Below are 9,048 nucleotides of genomic sequence, written 5' to 3' on the forward strand. Positions count from 1 at the left end.
CAAGGGTGATGGTCGTGAGATTCCGATAAGACAACGACTTACGTAACGGTCAACTGCCGCTCAGAGTGCCTCAGGTGCGGCACGCTGTGAAAGTTGGCAGTGCAGGCCACCTTACCCGCGGGACTGCCACCCTTGGAACGACCGACCGGGGATACCCCATTTGTGGGGTATCCCCGGTCGGGATCGCTCAAGTCATCGAGACGCCTGCTGGGTTCAGACGAGCTCGGTGACGGTGCCGCCGGCGGCGGTGATCTTCTCCTTGGCGGAGCCGGAGACGGCGTCGACCGTCACCTGCAGCGCCACGGAGATCTCGCCCTGGCCGAGGACCTTGACGAGGCTGTTCTTGCGAACGGCACCCTTGGCCACGAGGCCCTCGACGGTGACCTCGCCACCCTCGGGGTACAGCGCGGCCAGCTTGTCGAGGTTCACGACCTGGTACTCGGTCTTGAACGGGTTCTTGAAGCCCTTCAGCTTCGGGAGGCGCATGTGCAGCGGCATCTGGCCACCCTCGAAGCGCTCCGGAACCTGGTAGCGGGCCTTGGTGCCCTTGGTACCACGACCGGCCGTCTTACCCTTCGACGCCTCACCACGACCGACACGGGTCTTGGCGGTCTTGGCGCCCGGGGCGGGACGGAGGTTGTGGATCTTGAGCGGGTTCTGCTCCGCCATGATCAGTCGACCTCCTCGACCGTCACGAGGTGGCGGACGGTGTGCACCATGCCGCGGAACTCGGGGCGGTCCTCCTTGACGACCACGGTGTTGATCCCCTTGAGACCAAGCGACCGCAGGGTGTCACGGTGGTTCTGCTTGCTGCCGATGTAGGACTTGACCTGCGTGATCTTGAGCTGCGCCATGATTACGCACCCGCCCCGGCACGCGCACGCAGCAGGGCCGCGGGGGCGACGTCCTCGAGCGGCAGACCACGGCGGGCCGCGATCTCCTCGGGACGCTGCAGGCCCTTCAGGGCCTCCACGGTCGCGTGCACGATGTTGATCGCGTTGTCGGAGCCGAGCGACTTCGACAGCACGTCGTGGATACCGGCGCACTCGAGCACGGCACGCACCGGACCACCGGCGATAACACCGGTACCCGGGGACGCGGGCTTGAGCAGCACGACGCCGGCAGCCTTCTCACCCTGGATGGGGTGCGGGATGGTGCCCTGGATCCGGGGGACCTTGAAGAAGTGCTTCTTGGCCTCCTCAACACCCTTGGCGATGGCGGCCGGCACCTCCTTGGCCTTGCCGTATCCGACACCCACGGTGCCGTCACCGTCGCCCACCACGACCAGCGCGGTGAAGCTGAAGCGACGACCACCCTTCACAACCTTGGCGACGCGGTTGATCGCGACAACGCGCTCAACGTACGCGGTCTTCTCGGCGGCAGCTGCGCCGCCGTCACGGCCCTTCCGGTCCCGCCGCTCGCCGCCACCGGCACCGCCACCGCGGCGCTGGGGTCCAGCCATTGGAATTACCTCTCTCTGTTTCCGCTAGCTACGGAACCGGCTCAGAACTTCAGGCCGGCTTCGCGGGCGGCGTCCGCCAGAGCGGCGATGCGCCCGGCGTACTGGTTGCCACCACGGTCGAACACGACAGCCTCGACGCCGGCGGCCTTGGCACGCTCGGCGACCAGGGCGCCGACCTGCTTGGCCTGCGCGGACTTGTCACCCTCGGCACCGCGGATCGAGGTGTCCAGGGTGGACGCCGACGCCAGGGTGTGACCCTGGATGTCGTCGATCACCTGGGCCACGATGTGGCGGTTCGAGCGGGTCACCACGAGACGGGGACGCTCCGCCGTACCGTTGATCCGCTTGCGGATCCGGATGTGACGGCGCTTGATCGCGGCGCGCTTGTAGGCGTCGCCCTTAAGGATCTTCTGTCCGTATGCCATGGCTTACTTACCCGCCTTTCCGACCTTGCGGCGGATGACTTCGCCCTCGTACTTGACGCCCTTGGCCTTGTACGGGTCGGGCTTGCGCAGCTTGCGGATGTTGGCCGCAACCTCGCCGACCTTCTGCTTGTCGATGCCCTCGACCGAGAAACGGGTCGGGTTCTCCACCTTGAAGGTGATGCCCTCCGGGGCCTCGACCACGATCGGGTGGCTGTAGCCGAGCGCGAACTCCAGGTTCGAGCCCTTGGCGGTCACTCGGTAACCGACGCCACTGATCTCGAGCTTCTTCACGTAACCCTGGGTCACGCCGGTGATCATGTTCGCCACCAGCGTGCGGGACAGGCCGTGCAGGGCCTTGTTCTGACGCTCGTCGTTGGGGCGGGTGACGTTCAGAACGCCGTCCTCACCCTTGACGATCTCGATCGGCGCGGCGACGGTGTGGGTCAGCTCGCCCTTGGGGCCCTTGACCGAGACCGTGCGGCCATCGATGGTGACGTCCACGCCGGCGGGAACCGCGATGGGGAGCTTGCCGATGCGCGACATAGCTGTTTCCTCCGTTCCCTTCCGTTACCAGACGTAGGCGAGAACTTCTCCGCCTACGCCCTTCTTGCCGGCCTGCTTGTCGGTGAGGAGCCCGTGGGACGTGGAGATGATCGCCACGCCGAGGCCGCCGAGCACCTTCGGCAGGTTGGTGGACTTCGCGTACACCCGGAGACCGGGCTTGGAGATCCGCTTGATGCCCGCGATGGAGCGCTCACGGTTCGGGCCGAACTTCAGCTCGAGGACGAGGTTCTTGCCGACCTCGGCGTCCTCGACGCGCCAGCCCGTGATGAAGCCCTCCTGCTGGAGGATCTCCGCAATGTGCGACTTGATCTTCGAGTGCGGCATCGCCACGGTGTCGTGGTACGCCGAGTTCGCGTTCCGCAGACGCGTAAGCATGTCTGCGATCGGATCAGTCATGGTCATGAATTGGCCTTCGGCCTCTCTCGCCGGGGTTTCCTGGTGCGCCATCCCTCTCCCCGATCCGAGACGGGACGGGTGCGGCGCGGTGGACCTACGGCGTAGTAAGTCGTATGGGCGTCAGGCGCCCAACCCTCCAAGCCTAAGCCATGGAGAGGTGGGCACCTGACACTGCCCTTTACTTACCGAGAGCTTCCGGAATCCCTTATGTGGGGGATTACCAGGAGCTCTTGGTCACGCCCGGCAGCTCGCCACGGTGAGCCATCTCACGAAGGCACACGCGGCAGAGGCCGAACTTGCGGTACACGGAGTGCGGACGACCGCAGCGCTGGCAGCGGGTGTACGCGCGCACACCGAACTTGGGCTTGCGAGCAGCCTTAGCGATCAGAGCCTTCTTCGCCATCTCGCTCACGCCTCCTTGAACGGGAAGCCGAGGTGACGGAGAAGAGCACGGCCCTCTTCGTCGTTGGTCGCCGTGGTGACCACGGTGATGTCCATACCCCGGACGCGGTCGATCTTGTCCTGGTCGATCTCGTGGAACATGACCTGCTCCGTGAGACCGAAGGTGTAGTTGCCACGGCCGTCGAACTGCTTGGGGGACAGGCCACGGAAGTCGCGGATGCGCGGCAGCGCGAGCGACAGGGTGCGGTCCAGGAACTCCCACATGCGGTCGCCACGGAGCGTGACGTGGGCACCGATCGGCTGACCCTCACGCAGCTTGAACTGCGCGATGGACTTGCGGGCCTTGGTGACGGCCGGCTTCTGACCGGTGATCGTGGTGAGGTCGCGGATGGCGCCCTCGATCAGCTTGGAGTCGCGGGCGGCGTCGCCCACACCCATGTTGACCACGATCTTGACGAGGCCGGGAACCTGCATGACGTTCTCGTAGGAGAACTGCTCACGCAGCTTGCCCGCGATCTCCTCGCGGTACTTCGTCTTCAGACGCGGAGTGGTGGTGGTAGCCATCAGATGTCCTCACCCGTCCGCTTGGCAACGCGGATCTTGTTGCCCTCTTCGTCGAAGCGGTAACCGACGCGGGTCACGACCTTCTTGCCGTCCTTCTCAACGACCAGCTGGACGTTGGAGACGTGGATCGGCGCCTCGGTCGTGACGATGCCACCGGCCTGCGAACCGCGAGCCGTGGGGCCGGCCTTGGTGTGCTTCTTGACCCGGTTGACACCCTCGACCAGGACGCGCTCGTCGCGCGGGTAAGCGGCAATGACCTTGCCCTGCTTGCCCTTGTCCTTGCCGGTGATGACCTGGACCAGGTCGCCCTTCTTGATCTTCATGCTTACAGCACCTCCGGCGCGAGCGAGATGATCTTCATGAACTTCTTCTCGCGCAGCTCACGGCCGACCGGGCCGAAGATACGGGTGCCGCGAGGGTCGCCGTCGCCCTTCAGAATGACGGCGGCGTTCTCGTCGAAGCGGATGTACGAGCCGTCCTGGCGGCGGCGCTCCTTGACGGTGCGAACGATGACCGCCTTGACGACGTCACCCTTCTTCACGTTGCCACCGGGGATCGCGTCCTTGACGGTGGCGACGATGACGTCACCGATGCCCGCGTAGCGGCGACCGGAGCCACCGAGCACACGGATGCAAAGGATCTCCTTCGCACCAGTGTTGTCGGCGACACGCAGTCGCGACTCCTGCTGGATCACGTCTATCTCCTGTTTGTCTGCCGGTTCCCCAACCGGGCTGATTCCTCAGCCCGGTTGGAGCCTGGCGGAACTGTCCTGCGAGGTTTGCCCCGCAGGAATACCTTGCTTAAGGAATTCCCTTACGGGAATTACTTGGCCTTCTCGAGGATCTCGACGACGCGCCAGCGCTTCGTCGCGGACAGCGGCCGGGTCTCCATGAGGAGGACGCGGTCGCCGACACCCGCGGCGTTCTGCTCGTCGTGCGCCTTGAGCTTGTTGGTACGGCGGATGACCTTGCCGTACAGCGCGTGCTTGACGCGGTCCTCGACGGCGACGACGACGGTCTTGTCCATCTTGTCGCTGACGACCAGACCCTCACGGGTCTTGCGGAAACCGCGCGCGCCCGCGGCGGAGCCGCTGTTCGTTGCAGTCTCTTCAGTCACGTTGCTCTCGCTCATCAGGCGCTCTCCACCGTCTCGATGCCCAGCTCGCGCTCACGCATCAGGGTGTAGATCCGCGCGATGTCCTTTCGCACGGCCTTCAGCCGACCGTGATTTTCAAGCTGCCCCGTCGCCGCCTGGAAGCGGAGGTTGAACAGCTCTTCCTTGGCCTCGCGAAGCTTCGCCAGAAGCTCCTCGTTGCCCAGCTCGCGCAGCTCGGACGCCTTGGTACCGGCCGACATCACGCTTCACCTGCCTCGCGCTTGACGATCCGGCACTTCATCGGCAGCTTGTGGGCCGCACGGGTCAGCGCCTCACGGGCGATCTTCTCGTTGGGGTACGACAGCTCGAACATCACGCGTCCGGGCTTGACGTTGGCCACCCACCACTCGGGAGAACCCTTACCGGAACCCATGCGGGTCTCGGCCGGCTTCTTGGTGAGCGGGCGGTCCGGGTAGATGTTGATCCAGACCTTGCCGCCACGCTTGATGTGACGGGTCATGGCGATACGAGCCGCCTCGATCTGGCGGTTCGTCACGTACGCCGGGGTCAGCGCCTGGATGCCGTACTCGCCGAACGCAACCTGCGTTCCACCCTTGGACATACCACTGCGCTTCGGGTGGTGCTGCTTGCGGTGCTTGACCCTACGGGGGATCAGCATGTCGGTCAGGCCTCCGTTCCGGTGCTCTCAGCCGGAGCGGCAGGGGCCTCGGCCTTGGGGGCCTCGGCGCCGGCAGCCTGCTGCGGCTTGCGACCGCGCCGCTCGCCACCGCGGCCACCACGGGCCGGGCGGTCGGCGCCACCGCGGGCCGGGCGGTTACCCGCACGGGCGGCAGCGTTCTCGGCGCGGACCTCGGCGATGTTCTTGACGTCGCCCTTGTAGATCCAGACCTTCACACCGATGCGGCCGAAGGTCGTCTTGGCCTCGAAGAAGCCGTAGTCCACGTTCGCGCGGAGCGTGTGCAGGGGCACACGGCCCTCGCGGTAGAACTCCGAGCGGGACATCTCGGCGCCGCCGAGGCGGCCACCGCACTGGATCTTGATGCCCTTGGCGCCCGCCTTCATCGCCGACTGCATGCTCTTGCGCATGGCACGGCGGAAGGAGACGCGGGAGGACAGCTGCTCGGCGACGGCCTGGGCCACCAGCTGAGCGTCCGTCTCCGGGTTCTTGACCTCGAGGATGTTCAGCTGGACCTGCTTGCCGGTCAGCTTCTCCAGGTCACCGCGGATGCGGTCGGCCTCGGCGCCACGGCGGCCGATGACGATGCCCGGACGCGCGGTGTGGATGTCCACGCGGACACGGTCACGGGTGCGCTCGATCTCAACCTTCGAGATACCGGCGCGCTCCATGCCGGACGTCATCATCCGACGGATGGCGACGTCTTCCTTGACGTAGTCCTTGTACAGCTTGTCGGCGTACCAACGCGACTTGAAGTCGGTGGTGACACCGAGCCGGAACCCATGCGGGTTTACCTTCTGGCCCATTACCGGGTTCCTTCCTTGCTGCTGACGACCACGGTGATGTGGCTGGTCCGCTTGCGGATCCGGTAGGCACGGCCCTGGGCGCGCGGACGGAACCGCTTCAGGGTCGGACCCTCGTCGACGTACGCCTCGGAGATGTAGAGGCTGTCGGCGTCGGTGTGGTCGTAGTTGTGCGCGGCGTTGGCGATGGCGCTGTCGAGCACCTTGCCGACCGGCACGGAGGCGGCCTGCGGAGCGAATCGCAGGACCGCCTGGGCCTCCGTGGCGTCCATGCCACGGATGAGGTCCACCACGCGGCGGGCCTTCATGGGCGTGACGCGGATGTACCGCGCCTGGGCCCTGGCTTCCATGGTTGTCCCTTCAGTTACTTACGTGTCTGAATGCGATCCGCGTCAGCGGCGCTTCGACTTGCGGTCGTCCTTGACGTGACCCCGGAAGGTGCGCGTCGGCGAGAACTCGCCGAGCTTGTGGCCGACCATCGACTCGGTGACGAACACCGGGATGTGGGTCTTGCCGTTGTGCACCGCGAGCGTGTGGCCGAGCATGTCCGGCACGATCATGGAGCGGCGGGACCAGGTCTTGATGACGTTCTTGGTACCGGCTTCGTTCTGAGCGTCCACCTTCTTCATCAGGTGGTCGTCGACGAAGGGTCCCTTCTTCAAACTACGAGGCATCTCAACCCGTCCTTAGCGCTTCTTGTTCGTCTTGCGGCGGCGGACGATGTACTTGTTGCTCGCCTTCTTGGGAGAACGAGTACGGCCTTCCTTCTTGCCCCACGGGGAGACCGGGTGGCGGCCACCGGAGGTACGGCCCTCACCACCACCGTGCGGGTGGTCGACCGGGTTCATGACCACACCACGCACGGTCGGGCGAACGCCCAGCCAGCGCTTGCGGCCCGCCTTGCCCCAGTTGATGTTCGACTGCTCGGCGTTGCCGACCTCGCCGACGGTGGCGCGGCAGCGCACGTCGACCAGGCGGATCTCTCCGGACGGCATGCGCAGGTGGGCCATGGAGCCCTCCTTCGCGAGCAGCTGCACGGAGGCACCGGCGGAGCGGGCGAACTTGGCACCGCCACCGGGACGGAGCTCGATCGCGTGGATCGTGGTACCGACCGGGATGTTGCGGAGAGCCAGGTTGTTGCCCGGCTTGATGTCGGCCCCGGGACCGTTCTCCACACGGTCGCCCTGCTGCAGGTTGCGCGGGGCGAGGATGTAGCGCTTCTCGCCGTCGGCGTAGTGCAGCAGCGCGATGCGCGCGGTGCGGTTGGGGTCGTACTCGATGTGCGCGACCTTCGCCGGCACGCCGTCCTTGTCGTGACGACGGAAGTCGATCACGCGGTAGGCGCGCTTGTGGCCACCGCCCTGGTGGCGGACGGTCACACGACCGGAATTGTTACGGCCGCCCTTGCTGTGCAGGGGACGGACCAGCGACTTCTCCGGCGTGGACCGCGTGACCTCGACGAAGTCGGCGACGCTGGAGCCACGACGGCCCGGAGTCGTCGGCTTGTACTTGCGGATACCCATTTCTCAGTCCTCGTCCGATATCGGACGATCCGGACCTCCGTCAGGAGGTCGGACCGCCGAAGATGTCGATACGGTCGCCCTCGGCGAGGGTCACGATCGCGCGCTTGGTGGCGGCACGCTGGCCGAAGCCGGTGCGGGTCCGCTTGCGCTTGCCCTGGCGGTTGATCGTGTTGACCCCGGTGACCTTGACCGAGAAGACCGCCTGGACGGCCTCCTTGATCTGGGTCTTGTTGGCACGCGGGTCGACGACGAACGTGTACTTGTTCTCGTCGAGCAGCGCGTAGCTCTTCTCGGAGACGACCGGCTTGATCAGGACGTCACGGGGGTCCGTGTACGACTTGCTCAGCGGCGTCTCGACGGTGTTCTTGCCCTCGGCGGCGTGGCGACGCGCCTTGGCGACGCGAGCGACCTTGGCGGCCTTGGCGGCCTTCGAGGCAATGGCGGGGTGACGGATAGCCATCAGGCCTCGCTCCCTTCGGTGTCATTGGCCTTCGGGCCCGACACGAAGGACTCGAAAGCGGCCTGGGTGAAGACCACGTCGTCCGAGACGAGAACGTCGTACGTGTTCAGCTGGCCCGGCTCCAGGATGTGGACCTGGGGCAGGTTGCGGGCGGACAGCCACGCGGCCTCGTCGGCGCGGTCGACGACCAGGAGCAGGTTCTTGCGCTCCGAGATCTTGCCGAACAGCGTCTTGGCGGACTTCGTCGACGGCGTCTCGCCCTCGACGACGCCGGAGACGACGTGGATGCGGTTGTGGCGGGCCCGGTCGGTGAGGGCGTGGCGCAGGGCCGCGGCCTTCATCTTCTTCGGGGTCCGCTGCGAGTAGTCACGCGGCTGCGGGCCGTGGACGACGCCACCGCCGGCGAACTGCGGCGCACGGGTCGAGCCCTGACGGGCGCGGCCGGTGCCCTTCTGGCGGTACGGCTTCTTGCCACCACCGCGGACTTCGCCACGGCTCTTGGTCTTGTGCGTGCCCTGACGGGCGGCAGCCAGCTGCGCGACGACGACCTGGTGGATCAGCGGGATGCTGACCTTCTCAACGCCGAAGATCTCCGCGGGGAGCTCGACGGAACCGGCCTTGTCGCCCGCCGGCGAAAGGATGTCAACAGTGCTCATC

General features: G+C 66.2%; 19 protein-coding genes. All 19 read right to left on the bottom strand.

Annotated elements, in window-relative coordinates:
* Positions 1-213: 213 nt before the first annotated feature.
* The 19 genes from rplO to rplD all read right to left on the bottom strand — a co-directional run bounded on the left by rplO (position 214) and on the right by rplD (position 9,047).
* Entirely contained in the window at positions 214-669 is a 456-nt protein-coding gene (gene rplO / locus StrepF001_RS17915) for a 50S ribosomal protein L15 (RefSeq protein ID WP_014674382.1), read from the bottom strand.
* A gap of 2 nt (positions 670-671) precedes the next feature.
* The gene (gene rpmD, locus StrepF001_RS17920) at positions 672-854 is read right to left on the bottom strand and encodes a 50S ribosomal protein L30 (RefSeq protein ID WP_003998814.1); all 183 of its coding nucleotides are present in this window, start codon (positions 852-854) and stop codon (positions 672-674) included.
* Between the two features lie 2 nt (positions 855-856).
* On the bottom strand, positions 857-1,462 hold the full coding sequence (gene rpsE / locus StrepF001_RS17925; protein ID WP_009190144.1) for a 30S ribosomal protein S5: 606 nt from the start codon (positions 1,460-1,462) through the stop codon (positions 857-859).
* Positions 1,463-1,503: 41 nt separating this feature from the next.
* Entirely contained in the window at positions 1,504-1,887 is a 384-nt protein-coding gene (rplR, locus tag StrepF001_RS17930; RefSeq protein ID WP_129799268.1) for a 50S ribosomal protein L18, read from the bottom strand.
* A gap of 3 nt (positions 1,888-1,890) precedes the next feature.
* The gene (gene rplF / locus StrepF001_RS17935; protein WP_129799269.1) at positions 1,891-2,430 is read right to left on the bottom strand and encodes a 50S ribosomal protein L6; all 540 of its coding nucleotides are present in this window, start codon (positions 2,428-2,430) and stop codon (positions 1,891-1,893) included.
* Positions 2,431-2,454: 24 nt separating this feature from the next.
* Entirely contained in the window at positions 2,455-2,853 is a 399-nt protein-coding gene (gene rpsH, locus StrepF001_RS17940) for a 30S ribosomal protein S8 (RefSeq protein WP_129799270.1), read from the bottom strand.
* Positions 2,854-3,064: 211 nt separating this feature from the next.
* Positions 3,065-3,250 carry a type Z 30S ribosomal protein S14 gene (locus StrepF001_RS17950; protein ID WP_003956452.1) on the bottom strand — a complete coding sequence of 62 codons (186 nt, stop codon included), beginning with the start codon at positions 3,248-3,250 and terminating at the stop codon, positions 3,065-3,067.
* Between the two features lie 5 nt (positions 3,251-3,255).
* Positions 3,256-3,813, bottom strand: coding sequence for a 50S ribosomal protein L5 (rplE, locus tag StrepF001_RS17955; protein WP_004927250.1), 558 nt, complete (start codon positions 3,811-3,813; stop codon positions 3,256-3,258).
* Positions 3,813-4,136, bottom strand: a complete 324-nt coding sequence (gene rplX, locus StrepF001_RS17960; RefSeq protein WP_129799271.1) for a 50S ribosomal protein L24 — start codon at positions 4,134-4,136, stop codon at positions 3,813-3,815. The genes rplE and rplX overlap by 1 nt, the downstream gene beginning before the upstream one ends.
* A 2-nt stretch (positions 4,137-4,138) precedes the next feature.
* Positions 4,139-4,507: a 50S ribosomal protein L14 gene (gene rplN, locus StrepF001_RS17965; protein WP_129799272.1), complete on the bottom strand. Its 369-nt coding sequence runs from the start codon at positions 4,505-4,507 to the stop codon at positions 4,139-4,141.
* A gap of 128 nt (positions 4,508-4,635) precedes the next feature.
* The gene (gene rpsQ, locus StrepF001_RS17970; RefSeq protein ID WP_129799273.1) at positions 4,636-4,944 is read right to left on the bottom strand and encodes a 30S ribosomal protein S17; all 309 of its coding nucleotides are present in this window, start codon (positions 4,942-4,944) and stop codon (positions 4,636-4,638) included.
* On the bottom strand, positions 4,944-5,168 hold the full coding sequence (gene rpmC / locus StrepF001_RS17975; RefSeq protein ID WP_003974259.1) for a 50S ribosomal protein L29: 225 nt from the start codon (positions 5,166-5,168) through the stop codon (positions 4,944-4,946). The genes rpsQ and rpmC overlap by 1 nt, the downstream gene beginning before the upstream one ends.
* Complete coding sequence (gene rplP / locus StrepF001_RS17980; protein ID WP_093613754.1) at positions 5,168-5,587, bottom strand: 50S ribosomal protein L16; 420 nt, start codon at positions 5,585-5,587, stop codon at positions 5,168-5,170. The genes rpmC and rplP overlap by 1 nt, the downstream gene beginning before the upstream one ends.
* Positions 5,588-5,592: 5 nt before the next feature.
* Positions 5,593-6,411, bottom strand: coding sequence for a 30S ribosomal protein S3 (rpsC, locus tag StrepF001_RS17985; RefSeq protein ID WP_055706471.1), 819 nt, complete (start codon positions 6,409-6,411; stop codon positions 5,593-5,595).
* Positions 6,411-6,758, bottom strand: a complete 348-nt coding sequence (rplV, locus tag StrepF001_RS17990; RefSeq protein ID WP_019329637.1) for a 50S ribosomal protein L22 — start codon at positions 6,756-6,758, stop codon at positions 6,411-6,413. Before rplV ends, rpsC begins: the two co-directional genes overlap by 1 nt.
* Before the next feature lie 42 nt (positions 6,759-6,800).
* Positions 6,801-7,082, bottom strand: a complete 282-nt coding sequence (gene rpsS / locus StrepF001_RS17995) for a 30S ribosomal protein S19 (protein WP_129799274.1) — start codon at positions 7,080-7,082, stop codon at positions 6,801-6,803.
* Between the two features lie 12 nt (positions 7,083-7,094).
* Positions 7,095-7,931, bottom strand: a complete 837-nt coding sequence (gene rplB / locus StrepF001_RS18000) for a 50S ribosomal protein L2 (protein WP_053135624.1) — start codon at positions 7,929-7,931, stop codon at positions 7,095-7,097.
* A gap of 40 nt (positions 7,932-7,971) precedes the next feature.
* Positions 7,972-8,391 (bottom strand): 50S ribosomal protein L23, encoded by a 420-nt coding sequence (gene rplW / locus StrepF001_RS18005; RefSeq protein WP_129799275.1) that lies wholly within the window; start codon positions 8,389-8,391, stop codon positions 7,972-7,974.
* Complete coding sequence (gene rplD / locus StrepF001_RS18010) at positions 8,391-9,047, bottom strand: 50S ribosomal protein L4 (protein ID WP_129799276.1); 657 nt, start codon at positions 9,045-9,047, stop codon at positions 8,391-8,393. Before rplD ends, rplW begins: the two co-directional genes overlap by 1 nt.
* Position 9,048: the final 1 nt, after the last annotated feature.

Source organism: Streptomyces sp. F001 (assembly GCF_004187715.1).
Taxonomy (GTDB): domain Bacteria; phylum Actinomycetota; class Actinomycetes; order Streptomycetales; family Streptomycetaceae; genus Streptomyces; species Streptomyces flavusporus.

Coding starts and splice junctions, on each gene's coding strand:
- rplO (WP_014674382.1), bottom strand. CDS start 669: ATGGCGGAGCAGAACCCGCTCAAGATCCACAACCTCCGTCCCGCCCCG.
- rpmD (WP_003998814.1), bottom strand. CDS start 854: ATGGCGCAGCTCAAGATCACGCAGGTCAAGTCCTACATCGGCAGCAAG.
- rpsE (WP_009190144.1), bottom strand. CDS start 1,462: ATGGCTGGACCCCAGCGCCGCGGTGGCGGTGCCGGTGGCGGCGAGCGG.
- rplR (WP_129799268.1), bottom strand. CDS start 1,887: ATGGCATACGGACAGAAGATCCTTAAGGGCGACGCCTACAAGCGCGCC.
- rplF (WP_129799269.1), bottom strand. CDS start 2,430: ATGTCGCGCATCGGCAAGCTCCCCATCGCGGTTCCCGCCGGCGTGGAC.
- rpsH (WP_129799270.1), bottom strand. CDS start 2,853: ATGACCATGACTGATCCGATCGCAGACATGCTTACGCGTCTGCGGAAC.
- StrepF001_RS17950 (WP_003956452.1), bottom strand. CDS start 3,250: ATGGCGAAGAAGGCTCTGATCGCTAAGGCTGCTCGCAAGCCCAAGTTC.
- rplE (WP_004927250.1), bottom strand. CDS start 3,813: ATGGCTACCACCACCACTCCGCGTCTGAAGACGAAGTACCGCGAGGAG.
- rplX (WP_129799271.1), bottom strand. CDS start 4,136: ATGAAGATCAAGAAGGGCGACCTGGTCCAGGTCATCACCGGCAAGGAC.
- rpsQ (WP_129799273.1), bottom strand. CDS start 4,944: ATGAGCGAGAGCAACGTGACTGAAGAGACTGCAACGAACAGCGGCTCC.
- rpmC (WP_003974259.1), bottom strand. CDS start 5,168: ATGTCGGCCGGTACCAAGGCGTCCGAGCTGCGCGAGCTGGGCAACGAG.
- rplP (WP_093613754.1), bottom strand. CDS start 5,587: ATGCTGATCCCCCGTAGGGTCAAGCACCGCAAGCAGCACCACCCGAAG.
- rpsC (WP_055706471.1), bottom strand. CDS start 6,411: ATGGGCCAGAAGGTAAACCCGCATGGGTTCCGGCTCGGTGTCACCACC.
- rplV (WP_019329637.1), bottom strand. CDS start 6,758: ATGGAAGCCAGGGCCCAGGCGCGGTACATCCGCGTCACGCCCATGAAG.
- rpsS (WP_129799274.1), bottom strand. CDS start 7,082: ATGCCTCGTAGTTTGAAGAAGGGACCCTTCGTCGACGACCACCTGATG.
- rplB (WP_053135624.1), bottom strand. CDS start 7,931: ATGGGTATCCGCAAGTACAAGCCGACGACTCCGGGCCGTCGTGGCTCC.
- rplW (WP_129799275.1), bottom strand. CDS start 8,391: ATGGCTATCCGTCACCCCGCCATTGCCTCGAAGGCCGCCAAGGCCGCC.
- rplD (WP_129799276.1), bottom strand. CDS start 9,047: ATGAGCACTGTTGACATCCTTTCGCCGGCGGGCGACAAGGCCGGTTCC.